General features: G+C 73.1%; 13 protein-coding genes. 6 read left to right on the top strand and 7 right to left on the bottom strand.

Translation table 11 applies throughout. The features are described 5' to 3' along the window. Positions 1-10: 10 nt before the first annotated feature. A complete protein-coding gene (locus tag K8F61_RS00835) occupies positions 11-1,279 on the top strand; it encodes an APC family permease (RefSeq protein ID WP_418888063.1) in 1,269 nt (422 codons plus the stop codon). On the opposite strand, the gene K8F61_RS00830 is transcribed toward K8F61_RS00835, so the two are convergent. Then, positions 1,230-2,021, bottom strand: a complete 792-nt coding sequence (locus tag K8F61_RS00830) for a helix-turn-helix transcriptional regulator (RefSeq protein ID WP_231820379.1) — start codon at positions 2,019-2,021, stop codon at positions 1,230-1,232. The genes K8F61_RS00835 and K8F61_RS00830 overlap by 50 nt on opposite strands. Before the next feature lie 157 nt (positions 2,022-2,178). Between K8F61_RS00830 and K8F61_RS00825 the strand changes: the two genes are divergently transcribed. Next, positions 2,179-2,733, top strand: a complete 555-nt coding sequence (locus tag K8F61_RS00825; RefSeq protein WP_231820378.1) for a VOC family protein — start codon at positions 2,179-2,181, stop codon at positions 2,731-2,733. Here K8F61_RS00825 and K8F61_RS00820 read toward each other — a convergent pair. From K8F61_RS00820 to K8F61_RS00805, 4 genes are all read right to left on the bottom strand, one after another. Continuing rightward, positions 2,717-3,550, bottom strand: a complete 834-nt coding sequence (locus K8F61_RS00820) for an SGNH/GDSL hydrolase family protein (RefSeq protein WP_067245124.1) — start codon at positions 3,548-3,550, stop codon at positions 2,717-2,719. The two genes, K8F61_RS00825 and K8F61_RS00820, sit on opposite strands and share 17 nt — an antisense overlap. Positions 3,551-3,639: 89 nt before the next feature. Continuing rightward, positions 3,640-4,938 (bottom strand): histidine--tRNA ligase, encoded by a 1,299-nt coding sequence (locus K8F61_RS00815; RefSeq protein ID WP_231821591.1) that lies wholly within the window; start codon positions 4,936-4,938, stop codon positions 3,640-3,642. Positions 4,939-5,036: 98 nt separating this feature from the next. Then, positions 5,037-5,732: a nucleoside triphosphate pyrophosphohydrolase gene (locus tag K8F61_RS00810; protein WP_219085860.1), complete on the bottom strand. Its 696-nt coding sequence runs from the start codon at positions 5,730-5,732 to the stop codon at positions 5,037-5,039. Then, entirely contained in the window at positions 5,729-6,901 is a 1,173-nt protein-coding gene (locus tag K8F61_RS00805; protein ID WP_231820377.1) for a Na+/H+ antiporter NhaA, read from the bottom strand. Before K8F61_RS00805 ends, K8F61_RS00810 begins: the two co-directional genes overlap by 4 nt. A 197-nt stretch (positions 6,902-7,098) precedes the next feature. Between K8F61_RS00805 and K8F61_RS00800 the strand changes: the two genes are divergently transcribed. Next, positions 7,099-9,702 (top strand): phosphoenolpyruvate carboxylase, encoded by a 2,604-nt coding sequence (locus K8F61_RS00800; RefSeq protein ID WP_231821590.1) that lies wholly within the window; start codon positions 7,099-7,101, stop codon positions 9,700-9,702. A 164-nt stretch (positions 9,703-9,866) separates the two neighbouring features. Further along, a complete protein-coding gene (gene gdhA, locus K8F61_RS00795; protein WP_174522523.1) occupies positions 9,867-11,192 on the top strand; it encodes an NADP-specific glutamate dehydrogenase in 1,326 nt (441 codons plus the stop codon). A gap of 155 nt (positions 11,193-11,347) precedes the next feature. Here gdhA and K8F61_RS00790 read toward each other — a convergent pair whose 3' ends face one another. After that, positions 11,348-11,944, bottom strand: a complete 597-nt coding sequence (locus tag K8F61_RS00790) for a gamma carbonic anhydrase family protein (protein ID WP_067245111.1) — start codon at positions 11,942-11,944, stop codon at positions 11,348-11,350. Positions 11,945-12,169: 225 nt separating this feature from the next. On the opposite strand from K8F61_RS00790, the gene K8F61_RS00785 reads away from it, so the two are divergent. Further along, positions 12,170-13,786, top strand: a complete 1,617-nt coding sequence (locus K8F61_RS00785; protein ID WP_231820376.1) for a DUF5979 domain-containing protein — start codon at positions 12,170-12,172, stop codon at positions 13,784-13,786. 169 nt (positions 13,787-13,955) lie between these two features. After that, positions 13,956-14,831 (top strand): SDR family oxidoreductase, encoded by an 876-nt coding sequence (locus K8F61_RS00780; RefSeq protein WP_231820375.1) that lies wholly within the window; start codon positions 13,956-13,958, stop codon positions 14,829-14,831. Between the two features lie 102 nt (positions 14,832-14,933). Here K8F61_RS00780 and mfd read toward each other — a convergent pair whose 3' ends face one another. Beyond that, a complete protein-coding gene (gene mfd / locus K8F61_RS00775) occupies positions 14,934-18,530 on the bottom strand; it encodes a transcription-repair coupling factor (RefSeq protein WP_169797670.1) in 3,597 nt (1,198 codons plus the stop codon). Between the last annotated feature and the right edge of the window lie 10 nt (positions 18,531-18,540).

Genomic DNA, 18,540 nt, shown 5'->3' with positions numbered 1-18,540 from the left:
CGATGGGCGGGTGCCGCTCGCCCGCCGACTCACCCTCCCCGACGCCGTCTCCATCGGGCTCGGATCCATGATCGGCGCGGGGGTCTTCGCGGTCTGGGGTCCGGCGACGGGTGCCGCCGGGCAGGCGCTCGTCATCGCCCTCGTGATCGCGGCGGTCGTGGCGTACGGCAACGCGACGTCCTCCGCACAGCTCGCCGCCGCCCATCCCGTCTCGGGCGGGACCTATGCCTACGGCCGCGCCGAGCTCGGTCCGTGGTGGGGCTTCATCGCCGGCTGGTGCTTCGTCATCGGCAAGCTCGCCAGCTGCGCGGCGATGGCCCTGACCTTCGCCGCCTACGCCGCGCCGGCGGCATGGCGCACTCCGGCGGCGCTGGCGGCCGTGGCGGCGCTCACCGCGGTCACCTGCGTCGGGATCACACGGACGGCCCGGCTGACGCAGATCCTCGTCGCCGTGACCCTGACCGGGCTCGCCGCGGTCGTCGTCGCCGCCGGGACGACCCTGTCCCACGTCGCGCCCGAGCCGCTGCCGGACCCCACCGTCTACGGCGTCCTGCAGGGCGCCGGCCTGCTGTTCTTCGCTTTCGCCGGTTATGCGCGCATCGCCACCATGGGCGAGGAGGTCGTCGACCCCGCGCGAACGATCCCGCGGGCGATCGGCATCGCCCTGCCCGTCGCCCTGGCCGTCTACGTCGTCGTCGGCGGGGCGGTCCTGCTCGTCCAGGGCGGAGCCGTCGTCGGCTCCGCCTCGCCGCTCGCCGACGTGGTGTCGTCCGCCGGATGGGGACCCGCCGGCGACGCGGTCGTGCGCGTCGCCGCCTCCGCCGCCTCCCTCGGCGCCCTGCTCGCCCTGCTGACCGGCATCGGCCGGACCTCGCTCGCGATGGCCCGCGAGCACGACCTTCCCGGGTTCCTCGCCCGGGTGGACGCGCGTCATCATGTGCCGGTGCGGGCGCAGCTCGCCGCGGGGGCGGTCGTGCTCGGGATCGTCGCCGTCGCGGACGTGCGCGGCGCGATCGGGTTCTCGTCGTTCGGCGTGCTCCTGTACTACTTCGTCGCGAACGCGGCCGCGCTCGCGCAGGGACCCGGGGCGCGGCGCTACCCGCGGGCGCTCGCGGTGATCGGGGCCGTCGGCTGCGCCGTGCTCGTGCTGACGCTGCCCCCGGCGTCCGCCCTCGCGGGCACGGGGGTGGTGATCGTCGGCGTCCTGATCCGCGCGCTGCGGCTCCGGTTCACCGCTCCTCCGTCGTCCCCGACACCGAGCGGTACTCCGACGGGGTGAGCCCGAGCACCGCCCGGAACTCGTTCGTCAGGTGCGCATGGTCGGCGTATCCGTACTCCGCTGCGAGCGCGGCGAGGTCGTCCGCGCGTCCCGCACGCACCGCCTGAGCCGCCTCCTGCAACCGGCGCCGGCGGATGATCGCGGCAGGGGGCAGGCCGACGAACCGGTGCGCCATCCGCTGCAGCGTGCGGACCGACACGGACAGCCGCGCGGCCGCCTGCTCGGGCGTCCGCACGGTCGCGTCGCCCAGGAGCAGGTCGGCCATGGCGTTCGCCTGTCGGGCGGCCTCCCCCGGCGGCCCCGAGCGAGCCGCCAGCCACGTGCCGGTCGCCGCCGCGGCGCGCTCCCGGTGTCCGTGGCCCGACGCCATCGCGGCGCACACGGCGGCGTGCAGGTCCGGGGCGTCGAGAGGGCGTCCGCTGTCGACGAGAGCCGCCGGGTCGGTCGCGAGGGCGGCCGTCGCCGCGGGGCGCAGCAACGCGCCGACCGCCCACCCTCGTCCGCGCAGCTCGCGCCGTGCGGCCCGCGTCGTCGGACCGACGAGCGACACCCCCTGCGGCTCCACCACGAGGTTCGCCGCCGGGTAGCCGATGACGTCCTGCGGGGAGGACTCCTCCGGACCGAGGTCCCACTCCGGGATCCAGTACCAGGAGACGAGGTCCCGCGCCTCCGCGGCAGGAGGCAGCCGGTGGAAGGTCGGGAGCCGGGCCGGGTACAGCACGCCGCGAGTGGGGTCGACCATGCGCCCAGCGTAGGACGAACCCGGTTCGGGGCTCGTTTCGGAGATCCGGGGTCCGATTCGGGGCGATCCGGCCCCGAAACGCGCCCCAAACCACGCCCGTCCGAGGTTGTCGCGAAACTGCAAGCCCGGCCGGGCCGGGCCGGCCTACCGTGACGGCATGACGAACACCGACACCGACACCGACACCCCTCGCACCGCCACCCCTCGCACCGGCGTGACCGGACGCCACACGACCGACGGCCGTCCGCACTCGGCGACCTCGCTGACCCCGTTCCTCGCCCTCCCCCGGGCGGCGGACGCCATCGCGTTCTACCGGGACGTCTTCGGCGCCCGCGTCGTGGACGTCACCGAGTTCGGCGGCGCCGTCGCGCACGCCGACCTCGACTTCGGCACCGGGCTGCTGCAGTTGGGGGAGCCGAACCCCGAGTACCACCTGGTCGCCCCGCCGGCCGGCGAGGAGGACTGCTACTCGATGGGGCTGTACGTCCCGGACGTGGACGCGGTGGTCGCGCGCGCCGTCGCCGCCGGGGCCGTGGTGCGCGAGGCGCCGAGCGACTTCGTCTCCGGCGACCGCTACGCGAGCATCCGGGATCCGTTCGGCGTGCGCTGGTCGGTGATGACGCGGATCGAGGACCTCTCGGAGGAGGAGAGCGCCCGACGGGTCGCCGAGTGGGCGGCCTCGTTCTCCGCGGGCGTCACCGCCGAGGGCTGAGCGCCGCCGAGCCCGTTCGGGCGAGAGCGGTGCGCGCCGCGCGCTCGAGGACAGGGAGCAGCGCCTCGGCCGTGCGCCGATACCCGAGGGCGCTCGGGTGGAAGCGGTCCATGCTGAACATCTCCTCCGGCTCGGCGAAGAACATCGGCCCGACCGAGCGGCGCAGATCCACCGGCACGGCACCGGTCCGCCGCGCCGACTCCGCCTGCGCCCTCGCGAGGCGCCGGGACTGGCGGGAGATGAGGCTCCGCAGCGGCTGCGGCACCGGACGCAGCGCCCCGAGGTCGGGACACGTGCCCACCACCACCTCGGCGTCCCGGCGCCGCAGCCGCGTGATCGCGTGCTCGAGATGGCGAGCGGAGACGGACACGGGGATGCGATGGGTCACGTCGTTGCCCCCGACGACGATCACCGCCACGTCGGGACGGTATCCGTCCGGGAGCCCGTCCAGCTGCCCCTCCAGGTCCGGCGACTCCGATCCGACCACGGCGCCGGTCCGCAGCCGGACCGGCTGTCGGAGGCGTCGCGCCAGCCCCTTGGCGAGGCGGCCGCCCAGCGTCTGCTTCCGGTGCTCCGCGCCGAGCCCCGCCGCCAGGGAGTCGCCGAGGACCAAGAGCTCGACGGGACTCCCCTCCATGCGGCGCCGCCACACGCGATCCGCGTCCAGCGCCTCCTCCCCCAGCGGCTTGCCGATCCGGCGGCGGGCGATCGCGGCCTGCCGCGCCAGGGCGGCTCTCGTCGCGACCAGCGATGCCGCGGTCAGCACGAGCACCGACGTGCCGGTGATCGCCGCGCTGCGCGCCCGTTCCGACTGCATGTCCTCATGACAGCGCTCCGACGTGAACGGACGGTGACCTCGCCCCCGGTCAGGACAAGCGTCATCCGGTCAGGACAGGCCTCATCCGGTCAGGACAGGGGCTTGGACTCGAGCGTCCCCGGCGCGTCCCCGGCGCGGACGGTCGCGAACGCCGAGTAGCCGTCGGCGGCGGCCCGCTCCAGCAGCGCCTTGAGGTTCTTGGTCCGGCGCTCCAGTCGCACGCGGGACACGGCGTCGTCCGCGAGCAGCGCGGCCTTGTGCGCCAGCAGCTCGGCGACCGGGACGTCGGCGTCGTGCACGAGCACCACCGCCGCCTCCTGCGCCGCCTCGGCACGGGTGACGAGGTCGACGATCCGCTCGAAGCCGATCGAGAAGCCGACCGCGGGGACCTGCTGCCCGAGGAACCGCCCGATCATGCCGTCGTACCGTCCCCCACCGCCCAGGGAGTAATCCACGGACGGGTGCCCGAGCTCGAAGATCGTGCCCGTGTAGTACCCCATGCCGCGCACGAGGAACGGGTCGAACACCAGCGGGATCGGGTCGATCGCGCCGGCCGCCGACGGCCGGGCGGCGGCCACGGCCTCGCCCAGGCCCACCAGGTGCGCCACGATCTCGTCGGACACCCCCTCGGGAAGGGCCGCGCGGATCTGCCGTTCGCCGTACGGGTGGTACTCCGTCGTCCGGGGCCGGCGGAGGAACGCCTCGAAGGCGTCCACCGCGGCAGCGGTCGCCCCCCGCTCGCGGAGCTCCGCGATGACGCCGTCCTCGCCGATCTTGTCCAGCTTGTCGATGGTGATGAGCACGCCCGGACGCTCGTCGTCGCGGAAGCCGAACGCGTCCAGCATCCCGTCCAGCGCCCGACGATCGTTGACACGGACCACGCCGCCCTCGAGCCCCAGCGCGTCGATGGTGTCCAGCGAGGCCACCACGAGCTCGGCCTCGGCGCGAGGAGAGTCGTCGCCGATCACGTCGATGTCGCACTGCACGAACTGGCGGTACCGGCCCTTCTGCGGGCGCTCGGCGCGCCAGACCGGGCCGATCTGGATCGAGCGGAACACCCCGGGGAGCTGCCCGCGGTTCGTCGCGTAGAACCGCGCGAGCGGGACCGTGAGGTCGTAGCGCAGACCGAGGTCGGACAGCTGCGCCATGTTGTCGGCCGCCTGGCCGATCGCCGCGCCGATCCGCTGGATCGCCTCGGCGTCGAGGCCGCGGCGCAGGATGGTGAACGACAGCTTCTCGTTGTCCCCGCCGATGCCGGCGTGCAGCCGGTCGTACTCCTCGACCACGGGGGTCTCGATCTCGTCGAAGCCGTGCGCCCGGTAGCGCTCACGGATGACGGAGAGCACGCGCTCACGACGCGCCTTGTCGGCGGGCAGGAAATCGCGCATCCCGCGCGGAGGGTTCACGGTGGCCACGGATCCATCTTCCCAGGTCGCGTGAGCCTCCCCGCTCGCGGGGCGCGCTCGTCACCGGACGCCGACGCGGCTCAGTCCGCGGCCTCGGCGGCGCGCACCTCGTCCTCCACCGTGCGCAGCCGCTCGCGCAGCGCCCGTTCGGCGTCCCAGCCGTGGGCGCGGGCCGTCTCGACGAGCGCGAGCAGCGCCTCGCCGAGCTCCTCCTCGCTGGCCGGGCGCCGGACGACGGGGGTCCGCGGATCCGCGGTGCCCGGCTCGGCCGGCGACCGGCGCACCGCCTCCGCGCGGCCGAGGATCTTCTGCGCGCGGGCGAGCGCCGGCATGGCGCGCGGCACCCCGTCCAGGACGCTGCGTCGCTCCCGCTTCTCCGCCGCCTTGGCGGCGTTCCAGTGCACGAGGACCTCTTCCGGGGTCGTGGCGACGGCGTCGGCGAACACGTGCGGGTGGCGGCGCACCATCTTCTCGGAGACCGTGCGGGCGACGTCGTCGATGTCGAACGGGTCCTCCGGGTCCTGCGCCGCGACGGCGGAGTGGAACAGCACCTGCCACAGCAGGTCGCCCAGTTCCTCGCGCAGCTCCGCCCGGTCGCCGGTCTCGACGGCGTCGATCAGCTCGTGGGACTCCTCCACGAGGTACGGCACGAGGTCCCGATGGGTGATCCGCTGCGACCACGGGCAGTCCTCGCGGACGCGGCGCATCACCTCCGCGGCCGTCCGCAGCGGATCGGCCGCGGATCCGCCGCCGGCGACGCCGCGCACCTCGCTCATGCGGACTCCGTCCCGACCGCCGCGCGCCGGAAGTGTCGCGCCCGCAACGACACCAGCACCGCGGACAGCAGCAGGGCGATCACGGACCCGGCAAGGACGCCGAGGATCGCCTGGTCCCGCACCGCCGGGTCGCTCGCAAAGGCGAGGTTGGCCAGCAGCAGGGAGACGGTGAAGCCGATCCCTCCGAGCGCTCCGGCCGCGATGAGGTCGGGCAGCCGCAGGGACGGGGCGGTCCCGCGCGGGCCGATCCGCATCGAGATCCAGCCGAACACCGTGATCCCGACGATCTTGCCGACCGGCAGCGCGAGGAGGATCCCCCAGAACGCCGGGGACAGTCCGCCGCCGGAGACGGTGGGGATCACCACGAAGGCGGCCACGAAGGCGAACAGCGGCAGGATCAGCCCGTTCACCGTCGGCTCCAGCCCGTGACGCACCCGCTCGGCCGGGACCGGCGCCATGACGAGCCCCAGCAGCACGCCGGCGATGGTCGCGTGGATGCCCGACGACGCCACGAGTCCCCAGGTGACCACGCCGACGACGCCCATGGTCACCGCGATCCCGGCGTGGCCCGAGGCGTGCAGCCACCGGCTCAGGAGCCAGAAGACCACGACGCCGACGAGGGCCAGCCCGAGCAGGAGCAGGTCCACGTCGTGGGCGAAGAGCACGGCGATGAAGACGATGCCGATGATGTCGTCGAGGATCGCCAGCGCGAGCAGGAACACCCGCATGGCCGGCGGCAGGCCGCGGCCGAACATCGCCAGGACCCCGAGCGCGAAGGCGATGTCGGTCGCCGTCGGGATCGGCCAGCCCGCCGAGGTCTCCGCGCCCCCCGCGATCAGGAGGTACACCGCGATGGGGACCAGGACCCCGCCCGCCGCGGCGATCGCGGGCTGCACGGCCTTGTGCGGACTGTTCAGCTCCCCGTGGGTGAGCTCGTGCCGCAGCTCGATCGCGACGACGAGGAAGAACACCGCCAGCAGCCCGTCCGAGATCCAATGGGCGACGGACAGGTCCAGGGCCGTGCCCGGGATCGCGATGTGCGCGTCGAGGACCCCGGCGATCGCGTCGTGCGTCGGGAGGTTCGCCAGCAGCAGCCCGATGCCCGCTGCCACGAGCAGGAGGACGGCGGGGAACTGCTGGCCGCGGAGGGGATTCGCCGAGATTCGCATCCCCTTCATCGTATGGCCCGCGCCCGCCGCCACGCGGGGACGGGCGATCCGCATCGTCGACGATCCTGCGACGTAACGACGGGGAAGACACGCCCACGGAGCGGGCTACGCTCGGAACCGTGACCCCCGAACCCACCCACACCGAGGCCATCCGCGTCATCAGCCGTTTCGAGGCCTCCGACGGCATTCCGGAACCGATGCGCGCCGACGTGCGGATGCTCGGAGCCCTGCTCGGCCAGGTCCTGCGCGAACAGGGCGGGGACTCCCTGTTCGAGGACGTGGAGCGGCTGCGGCTGGCGACGATCCAGGCGTACGCCGAGGAGAGCTCCGACGCGTTCGAGCGCGCCACGGCGATCGCCGAGAGCTTCAGCGTCGCGCGCGCCGACGAGGTCGCTCGCGCCTTCACCGCCTACTTCCATCTCGTGAACCTCGCCGAGGAGCACCAGCGCGTGCGGGTGCTCCGCGAGCGAGCGGGCCAGCCCGGTCGCGAGGCGGCGGCCGACACGGTGGCCACGGCGTTCGCCCGCCTCCGCGACGAGGTCGGGGAGGACGAGGCCCGAGCGCGGCTCACGGCGCTGCGATTCCACCCGGTGTTCACCGCGCATCCCACCGAGGCGCGGCGGCGCGCGGTGTCGTCCAGCATCCGGCGCCTGGCCCGGCTGCTCGTGGAGCACGACGCGGCGAGCCCCGGCGGCGCCGAGGAGCGCCGCGCCCGACGCCGAATGCTCGAGGAGATCGACACGCTGTGGCGGACGGCGCCGCTGCGCGCCGAGAAGCCCACGCCGACGGACGAGGTCCGCACGGTGATGAGCGTCTTCGACGAGACCCTCTTCACGACCGTGCCGCACGTCTACCGCCGCATCGACGACGAGCTGCGCGGGGAGGACTCCGGCAGCTCCGCCCCGCTCGCCCCCGCCTTCGTGCGCATCGGCTCCTGGGTCGGCGGGGACCGCGACGGCAACCCGTTCGTGACCGCCGCCGTGACCCGGGAGGCCGCCGAGATCGCGTCCGAGCACGTGCTCCGCGGGCTCGAGCAGGCGATCGCGCGCATCGGCCGGACCCTGACGCTCGACGCCGAGGGCACGCCGCCGAGCGTCGCGGTCGTGGGTCTGTGGGAGCGGCTGAGCGCCGCGGACGCCGAGGCCGCCGCCGAGATCGCCAAGCGCTCCCCCTCCGAGCCGCACCGGCGGGTCCTCCTGCTCATGTCGCGCCGCGTCGCCGCCACCCGGCGTCTGCAGGGCGGGGCCGCGGACGAGCGCGCGTACTCCGGACCCGAGGAGCTGCTCGCGGACCTGAGGGCCGTGCAGGAGTCCCTGCACGCCGCGGGCGCCGACCGCCATGCGTTCGGCGGGGTCCAGCACCTCATCTGGCAGGTCGAGACCTACGGTTTCCACCTCACCGAGCTGGAGGTCCGCCAGCACTCGCAGGTGCACGCGCAGGCCCTCGCCGAGCTCGAGGCCGGCGACGCGATCAGCGCCCGCACCGAGGAGGTGCTGGAGGTCTTCCGCGCGGTCGCCGACATCCAGCGCCGACACGGCCTGCGCGCCGCGGGACGCTACGTCGTCTCGTTCACGCAGTCCGCCCAGGACCTCGTGAACGTCCACCGGCTGGCGGCGCACGCCTTCCCGGACGGCGACGGCCCGGTCCTCGACGTCGTCCCGCTGTTCGAGACGTTCGCCGATCTCCAGGCCGCCCCGGGGATCCTCGCCGAGGTCGTCGAACGCCCCGAGTTCGCGGCGCGTCTGGCGCAGACCGGACGCCGCCTGGAGGTCATGCTCGGATACTCGGACTCCTCCAAGGACGTCGGGCCCGTCGCCGCCAACCTGGCGCTGTACGAGGCGCAGGCGCGGATCGGGGACTGGGCGAAGGAGGCCGGGTACGAGCTCACCCTGTTCCATGGCCGCGGAGGCGCGCTGGGGCGCGGCGGCGGACCGGCGAACTCCGCGATCCTCGCCCAGCCGCCGCACTCCGTCGAGGGACGCTTCAAGCTCACCGAACAGGGTGAGGTCATCTTCGCGCGCTACGGCGAGCCGGCCATCGCGATGCGCCACATCGACCAGGTCGCCGCGGCGACCCTGCTGGCCTCCTCGCCGACGGTGGAAGAGCGCACGCGCGAGGCCGCCGACCGGTTCGCCGAGGTCGCGGCCACCATGGACGCCGCCTCGCGCGAGCGGTTCTTCGCGCTGGTGCGCGCCGAGGGCTTCGCCCCGTGGTTCGCCACCGTCACGCCGCTGGAGGAGATCGGCCTGCTCGCCCTGGGGTCCCGCCCCGCGCGCCGCGGGCTCTCGGTGGAGTCGCTGGAGGACCTCCGTGCGATCCCGTGGGTGTTCGCCTGGACCCAGGCGCGGATCAACCTCGCCGGCTGGTTCGGCCTCGGCACCGCGCTGGAGGCGGTCGGCGACGAAGAACTCCTGCGCACGGCCTATCGGGAGTGGCCGCTGCTGGGCACGATGATCGACAACGTCGCCATGAGCCTGGCGAAGACCGATGAACGGATCGCCCGCCGCTACCTCGAGCTCGGCGACCGGCCGGAGCTCGCCGCCATGGTGCTGGAGGAGCTCGCGCTGACCCGGGAGTGGGTGATCCGGCTCACCGGCGGCCACGAGCTGCTGGAGAACAAGCCGGTGCTGCAGCGGGCCGTGAAGATGCGCAGCCCGTACGTCGACGCGCTCTCGCTCCTGCAGCTGCGCGCCCTCCGTGGCCTCCGCGACGACGCCGGCCCGGCGGACGATCCGGAGCTCAAGCGACTCCTCCTGCTGTCCGTCAGCGGGGTCGCCGCCGGCCTGCAGAACACCGGCTGACCCCGTGCGACCGACCGTACGGAGCGCGGTAGGGTGAAAACTCGCCCCATCCGGCCTCCTTCCGCGCGACACGAACGCGCCTCCAGACTCGTCGTCCAGAAAGTCCCCTTCGCGTGACCGACACTCTTTCCCCCACCACCGATTTCCATCCGCTCGCGGACTCCGTGCAGCCGGTGTTCGACACCGTCCTGGCCCGGAGCCCGCACGAGCCGGAGTTCCACCAGGCGGTGCACGAGGTGCTGCACTCGATCGCCCCCGTGCTCGAGCGCAACCCCGGCTACCTCGACGCGGGCGTGCTCGAGCGTCTCGTCGAGCCCGAGCGACAGATCATGTTCCGGGTGCCGTGGATCGACGACGCGGGGCGCCTGCAGGTGAACCGCGGCTACCGCATCCAGTTCTCCTCGGTGCTCGGCCCGTACAAGGGCGGCCTGCGCTTCCACCCCTCCGTGAACCTCTCGATCATCAAGTTCCTCGGCTTCGAGCAGATCTTCAAGAACGCGCTGACCGGCCAGGGCATCGGCGGCGGCAAGGGCGGGTCGGACTTCGATCCGCACGGCCGCTCGGACGCCGAGGTCATGCGCTTCTGCCAGTCGTTCATGAACGAGCTGTACCGTCACCTCGGCGAGCACACCGACGTCCCCGCGGGAGACATCGGTGTGGGCGCCCGGGAGATCGGGTTCCTGTTCGGGCAGTACCGGAAGATCACCAACCGTCACGAGTCCGGGATGTTCACCGGCAAGGGGACGGGCTGGGGCGGCGCCGAGGTGCGCACGGAGGCGACCGGGTACGGCGCCGTGTTCTTCGCACAGGAGATGCTCGCGGTGCACAACGAGTCGCTCGAGGGCAAGCGGGTCGGCGTGTCCGGCTCCGGCAACGTCGCCCTCTACGCGATCGAGAAGGCCACCCAGCTCGGTGCCAAGGCCGTCACCGCCTCGGACTCGTCCGGGTACGTCGTCGACGACGCGGGCATCGACCTGGGCCTGCTCCGCCAGCTCAAGGAGGTCGAGCGCGCTCGCATCGTCGAGTACGCGAACCGGCGCCCGAGCGCGCGCTTCGTCGAGGGCGGCAGCGTGTGGGAGGTCCCGGTCGACATCGCCGTGCCGTCCGCGACGCAGAACGAGGTGAGCGCAGCGGACGCCGAGGCGCTGATCGCGGGCGGCGTCCGTGCGGTCTCCGAGGGCGCCAACATGCCGTGCGTCCCCGAGGCCGTCGACCTGTTCCAGAAGGCGGGCGTGCTGTTCGCTCCGGGCAAGGCCGCGAACGCGGGCGGCGTCGCCACGTCTGCCCTGGAGATGAGCCAGAACGCGGCGCGCCAGCGGTGGAGCTTCGCGGACAGCGAGCGCAAGCTCCGCGGCATCATGGCCGACATCCACACGGCCTCGTTCCGTGCCGCCGAGCGTTACGGCGTGCCCGGCGACTACGTGGCCGGCGCGAACATCGCCGGATTCGAGCGCGTCGCGAACGCGATGATCGCCCAGGGCGTCATCTGACCCGATCCGTTCCTCTCCTCGAGACCCCCTCTCGCCGCCGAAACCCCCTCAGGGACGCGCGGATGCGAGGGGGTTTCGGCGTGCAGAGGGGGTCTCGACGAGGAGACACGCAGGCCGGGCCCGGGGGCCGCAGGGGTCAGAGCACGTGGTCGGGGTCAGAGCGCGTGGTCGTCGGCGTGCCGGGCCAGGGAGCTCGCGTAGCGCTCCGTGAGCTGGACCATCAGATCGGGCGTGTCCCTGTCCACGCCGAAGACATAGCCCGGGAAGTCCAGCTCCGGCTGCGCCTCCGCGATCTCCTCGTGGCGGTCGGGCGAGAGCAGGCGCGCGGGGTCGCCCACCGCCACCCAGCCGATCGGCACGACGGTGCCCTCGGGGAGGACGCTGCGCCGATGCACGATCGCGTTCACGCGCACCTCGCTGCGGCGGCCGATCCGGGCGCCGTTGAACACGCGGGCTCCGGAGGCGAGGAACACCTCCTCCCCGATGTCCGCCCCCGCGACGCTGGAGAGCGTGCCCAGCAGGGAGTGATCGCCCACGTGCACGGCGTCCGCCGCGGTCGCGCGGATCAGCGCGTTCTCCATGACGATGACGTGCTCCCCGAGCCGGATCGGTCCGCCCTCCGCCGTGATCACCGCTCCGTGGAGCACCTGGCAGTGCGGCCCGATCTCCACGTCGCCGGACACGACGGCGGTGGGAGCGACGACGGCGGTGTCGTGGATCCGGGGGCGAGCCCCGAGGTGCTCGTAGATCATGACCGTCAGCGTACTCCGCGCCCTCCGAGGGGACGGCCCCACGGAATCGCCTTCCGGGATTCCGTCATTCCGGCGTAACGGATGGCGCGATCGGGGTTCTCTTCCTGTGAACACGGGGCGGGGGACGCGCTCGCACGGGCGCGGCGCCTCGTGGCCTATGGCGGTCGTGGGAACCGCCGTACCGCACCGGCGGGTCACCCGCCGCGAGAGGACTGGGGACACATCATGTCGAGAATCGACGTCAGGCGCTGGGGACGAGCGGTCGCGACGATCATCGCGGCCGGGTTCGTCGTGCTCGGCATGACCGCACCGGCGAACGCCGCGCCGCCGTACGCGTCGGAGGCCGTCCTGGACGACGTCCGCTTCACCGAGGAGTCGGTGCCGTCCGGGTCGAGCGCCCGCCTGGAGGCGTCCTGGTCCCTGCCGGATGACCCCGCCACGCCGGCGGGGTTCGTCGTCGACCTCCCCGAGGGCCTGCGCGGGCTCACCGACGCCTTCCCGCTCCTCGCTCCGGACGGGACCGAGATGGGGCAGTGCACGGTGACGGAGACGCAGCTGTTCTGCGACATCGACACCGGCTACATCGAGGCGCACCCGCACAACCTGCACGGCGCGTTCGAGTTCTGGGTCGAGGTCACCACCGAGGTCTCCGAGGAGACCGTGGTCGAGTACCGGTTCGACGATGTTCCCGCGACCGTCGTCGTCACTCCCCCTCCGGCTCCGTGCACCGAGTCCTGCGACTTCACCGGCCGCGACAACGGCAAGTGGGGCTGGTACGACCGCGAGAACGACCTGATCTTCTGGACCGTCGCCGTGGCCGCTCCTCGCGACGGCATGGCCGGAGGCGAGCGGATCACCGTCACGGACATCCCGGGTCCCGGACAGGAGCTCGTGATGGACGGCGCCGAGACCGGCCGGGTGATGGAGACCGATCGACTGGTCGTGGGCGAGAACGGCTACGAGTGGCCGGGCGACTGGACGGTGAAGCCCACGGACGAGGTCACCGTCTCCCCCGACGGGACCACGGTGTCGTTCGTCGCCGAGAAGGGCTGGTTCTACGAGGTGAAGTTCACCACCCGCGTCGTCGACGGCGGAGCGCAGGGCGAGTACGGCAACCGCGCCGAGGTGACGATCGGGACCGAGAGCACGGTCCCGGTGGCCTCCACCGTCGTCCGGCAGGGCGGCGGCGGGACCGGGCAGGGCGAGGGCGTCGGGCGCTTCTCCGTCGCGAAGCGGATCGAGGGCAGCGGTGCGGCCCTCGTCCCGGGCGACGCCACGTTCACCGTCGACTACGACTACCCCGCGGGCGACGGTTTCCCGGCAGGATCCGGGTCCCTGGTGATCCCGGCGGACGGGACGCCCGTCGAGAGTCCGGATCTCCCTCTCGGCGCGGTCGTGACCCTCGCCGAGCGGACGCCGGATCCGGTGGACGGCGGCGTCTGGGGCGACGCGCGTATCACTCCCTCGTCCTTCACGGTGGGTCCGGAGACGACCGTGGCCGTCGTCGTGACGAACACGCTCACGACGACTCCGGAACCGACGCCGACGCCCGAACCGACACCGAAACCGACACCGACGCCCGAACCCACCCCGGAGCCGTCTCCCACGCCGGCGCCGGAGCCGTCGGGCACGCCGACCCCGTTCGTCCCCGCGCCGGAGCCGACTCCCCCGGCACCGGGCGCGAACCGACCGGACGGGCTTCCCGCCACCGGTGGCGGCATCGATCCGAGCGTCCTCGTGACCGCGACGATCCTGCTCCTCGGAGGTGCGACCGCTCTGGCCGCGACGGCCGTGCGTCGGCGCGGCGCCTCGTCGGTCCCCGTCTCCCCCGACGAGGGCTGACCACGACGCGCCGCGAGGCGGCGGAGGGGCGGGGCCGTGACGGCTCCGCCCCTCCGTCGTCCGCGCCCGTGCGCTGCTAGGGTGACGGCATGCAATGCCGGTGAATCCCGTCCCCGACCCGCCGTCCGGCGCGCGTTTCGCGCGCCCGGCTCTCGAACGAAGGATTCCCATGTCTCACCACCCCCTCTCCGGCCGCACCGCACTCGTCACCGGCGTCTCCCGCCGACGCGGGATCGGCTTCGCCGTCGCGACGACGCTCGCCCGACTGGGCGCCGACGTCGTCATCCATCACCACCGCGCGCACGACGTCGACCAGCCCTGGGGCGCCGACGACCTCGACGCCGTCCGCTCCGGCCTCGCCGAGGCGCTGACACCGGGCGCGTCGATGACCGACATCGCCGCGGACCTGCGCGACCCCGCCACGATCGAGCCGTTGCTCGATGCCGCCACCGCGCTCACCAGGCGCCTGGACATCCTCGTCTGCAACCAGGCGCTCAGCGGATCCGACGGCAGCGTGTTCGACCTCACCGCCGCGTCCCTCGACGCGCACTGGGAGACCAACGCGCGCGCCACCCTTCTGCTCACCGCCGGTCTCGCGCGTCGCCGACGCGACGAGCTCGGGGGCGCCCGCGGCTCCGCCCGACCCGGAGACCGGGTCGTGGACGCGGGCCCGTTCGTGTCGCCGACAGGCCACGTGATCTGGATGACCTCCGGGCAGCTCGACGGACCGATGCGCGGCGAGGTGGCGTACGCCACGAGCAAGGCCGCCCTCGCCGGCGTCACCAGGACCGTCGCCGCCGAGCTCCTCGACGTCGGGATCCTGCTCAACACCGTGAACCCCGGCCCCGTGAACACCGGCTACCTGGATGCGGACACCACCGATCGCGACCTCGCCGGCATCGAGGAATGGCTCGCGCAGACCCCGTTCGGGCGCCTGGGACGCCCCGAGGATCCCGCGCGTCTCATCGGGTGGCTGTGCACGGATGCGGGGGCGTGGATCACCGGGCAGGTCCTCACCAGCGATGGAGGATTCGGCCTGCGCTGATCCGTGGCGCCGGACCCTCCGTCGCGGATCCGCGTCCCCCGCAGACGACTCCCCGGATTCTCTCCGCGGGGGGCGCGGATCTCCGTCCGAGGAAGCGGCGGGTCAGCCCTCGGCCGGCAGGTCGGGGACGGAGGCGGGGAACAGCGCCGTGAAGAGCTGACCCACCCACTCCAGCAGCTCGCCCGCGGGCGGCGCCTCCAGCCCCACGCCGACGGCGGCGGGGACCGTGGGCATCGGCACGACCAGTGCCTCTCCCCCGCCGACGAGCTTCGCCTTCGGATAGAGCCGCTGCAGACGGACCTTGATCGAGTCCTCGAAGCGCGCGGGCGCGATCCGCAGGTTCGACCCCATGGCGACGACGTCGGTGAGCCCGGCCTTCGCGGCGCGGCGGCGCAGGCGCGCGACCGCGACGAGCCCCTCCACCTCCTCCGGCGGCGCACCGTACCGGTCCGTGAGCTCCTCGACCACGAGATCGATCGCGTCGTCCGGAGCCGTGGCCGTCGCCGCGGAGGACAGCTTCTGGTACGCCTCGAGCCGCAGTCGCTCGCTGTCGATGTAGAAGTCCGGGATGCGCGCGTCGACCGGCAGTTCCAGGCGCAGCTCCGCCCCGGTCTCCGTCTCCTCGCCGCGGAACGTCGCCACGGCCTCGCCGATCATCCGCAGATACAGGTCGAATCCGACGCCGGCGATGTGGCCAGCCTGCTCGGCGCCCAGAAGGTTCCCCGCGCCGCGCAGCTCCAGGTCCTTGAGCGCCACCTGCATGCCGGAGCCGAGGTCGTTGTTGACGGCGATGGTCTGCAGCCGGTCGGCCGCCGTCTCCGACAGCGGCTTGGCGTCGTCGTAGAGGAAGTAGGCGTAGGCGCGCTCGCGCCCGCGCCCGACCCGTCCCCGGAGCTGGTGGAGCTGCGACAGCCCGTAGCGATCCGCCCGGTCGATGATGATCGTGTTCGCGTTCGAGATGTCCAGTCCGGTCTCGATGATCGTCGTCGACACCAGCACGTCGAACTTCCGCTCCCAGAAGTCGTCCACCACCTGCTCCAGCTGATGCTCGCCCATCTGGCCGTGCGCGACGGCGATCCGTGCCTCGGGGACGAGCTCGGCGATCTCGGAGGCCACGCGCTGGATCGACTGCACCCGGTTGTGGACGTAGAAGACCTGCCCCTCGCGGAGGATCTCCCGACGGATCGCCGCGGCGACCTGCTTGTCGCTCTTGGCCCCCACGAAGGAGAGGATGGGGTGGCGGTCCTCGGGCGGGGTCGCCAGCGTCGACATCTCCCGGATGCCGGTCACCGCCATCTCCAGCGTCCGCGGGATCGGCGTCGCGCTCATCGCCAGGATGTCGACGTTCGTCTTGAGCTTCTTCAGCGCGTCCTTGTGCTCGACGCCGAACCGCTGCTCCTCGTCGATGATCATCAGCCCGAGGTCCTTGAACCGCACCTTCTCGGTGAGGATCCGGTGCGTGCCGATCACCATGTCGATCGTGCCGTCGAGCAGACCGTCGACGACCTGTCGCGCCTCCTTGTCGGTCTGGAAGCGCGAGAGCGGGCGCACCTTCACCGGGAATCCCGCGAACCGCTCGGTGAACGTCTCCAGGTGCTGCTTGACGAGGAGCGTCGTCGGCACCAGCATGGCGACCTGCTTGCCGTCCTGGATGGCCTTGAACGCGGCTCGGACGGCGACCTCGGTCTTGCCGAAGCCGACGTCGCCGGACAGCAGCCGGTCCATCGGGATCGGCCGCTCCATGTCCGCCTTGATCTCGTCGATCGTCTGGAGCTGATCCGGGGTCTCGGCGAACGGGAAGGCCTCCTCCAGCTCCCGCTGCCACGGGGTGTCGGGGCCGAACGCGTGCCCCTTCGCGGCCATCCTCGCCGAGTACAGCTTCACCAGCTCGACGGCGATGTCGCGCACGGCCTTGCGCGCCTTGCCCTTGGCCGCCGCCCAGTCGCTGCCGCCCATCTTCGACAGCGTCGGCGCCTCGCCTCCGACGTACTTGGACAACAGATCCAGCTGGTCCGTGGGGACGTACAGCTTGTCCCCCGGGTAACCGCGCTTGGACGGCGCGTACTCCAGGACCAGGTAGTCGCGCGTGGTCTTGGTGGCGTTGCGCCCGCCGGAGGAGACCTCGCGCTGGGTCATCTCGACGAACCGCGCGATGCCGTGCGTCTGGTGCACGACGAAGTCGCCGGCTTTGAGCTGCATCGGATCCACGACGTTCTTGCGCCGCGAGGCGAGCTTCTTCACCACGCGCTGGTCGCCGCCGATCGTGCGGCCGTAGAACTCGTTCTCCGTCAGGACGGCGAGACCGGCCGCCGGCACCTGGAAACCGGCCTCGACGCTGCCGACGACGAGCGTGGCCACCCCGGCGTCCGGGACGTCGGGGAGCTCCGCCACCACCCGGGCCGCCACGCCCCGGTCGGCGAGCACGTCCCGTGCACGGTCGACGAGACCGGCGCCGGACGCGACCAGCACGACTCGCCACCCCTCGGCCACGCGCGCGGCGACGAATTCCACCGCGCCGTCGACGTTGCCGTGGAAGGACGGGATCGGTGCCGCCGCCTGGCCGTCCGCCCCCTGGTCGAAGGCGGCGTCCTCGGAGCCGGGGTCGAAGGCGCTCAGCCGCCACCAGACGCCGCCGTGCTCGTGCACGGCCTCGCGCAGCTCCGCGACGGAGAGGAAGTCGCCCTGCTGGAGGTCGATCGGCGCGGTGGCCCCCGCGGTGGCCGCGCTCCACGCCGCCTCCAGGAACTCGCGGTTGGTCTCGCCGAGGCTCGCCGCGCGCGCACCGGCCCGCTCCGGATCGACAAGCGCGACGGCGGCGCCCTCGGGAAGATAGTCGGACAGGGGGACGACGGGGCCGGCGACGACCGGCAGCAGCGACTCCATCCCCTCCACGGGGATGCCCTCGCTCATCCGCTGCAGCATCTGCGCGATGCCGGGGTACGCCTCCACGAGCTCCCCCGCCCTGGCCCGAACCTCGGGCGTCAGCAGCAGCTCGCGGCTGGCCGCCAGCTCGACCTCCCCGACGTCCCCGGGGAGGGAGCGCTGGTCCGCGACGGAGAAGAGCCGGATCTGGTCGACCTCGTCGCCGAAGAACTCGACGCGGGCGGGGTGCTCCGCCGTGGGCGGGAACACGTCGAGGATGCCGCCTCGGACGGCGAACTCCCCGCGGCGGGACACCATGTCCACCCGCGAGTACGCCCGCTCCACGAGGTCCGCGGCGATCGCGTCGAGGTCGAAGCCACGTCCGCCGACACGGAGCACGAGCGGCTCGACGTCGCCGAGTCCCGCGGCGACGGGCTGGAGCGCGGCCCGGACGGAGGCGACCACGACGAGCGGGCGCGCGCCCGCGAAGCGGCGCATCCGTCGCAGGACGTCCAGCCGGCGGCCGACCGTGTCCGGGCTCGGGCTCAGACGTTCGTGCGGCAGCGTCTCCCACGCCGGGAACGACAGGATCTCACCGTCGGGGATATACGACGCCAGCGCCGCGGCCAGCGAGTCGGCACGGCGCCCGGTGGGCACGACCACCAGCAGGGCGGCCGGGCGCCCGGCGGCCGCGCGCCGCTCCAGCAGCCCGGCGATCGTCGGGGCGTCGATCCCGCCGACGGCCAGCAGATCGGCGTCGGTCTGCGCCCATGTCAGGGCGTCGCGGAACGGCGAACCCTCCTGGTCCAAGGCACGGATGATCCCCTGTACAGTCACCGAAAGAGTC

The sequence above is a fragment of the Microbacterium resistens genome (genome assembly GCF_021172025.1).
Classification (GTDB): Bacteria; Actinomycetota; Actinomycetes; order Actinomycetales; family Microbacteriaceae; genus Microbacterium; species Microbacterium resistens.
The sequence above is the reverse complement of the archived record's forward strand: the minus strand, read 5'-3'. Positions and strand labels throughout refer to the sequence as shown.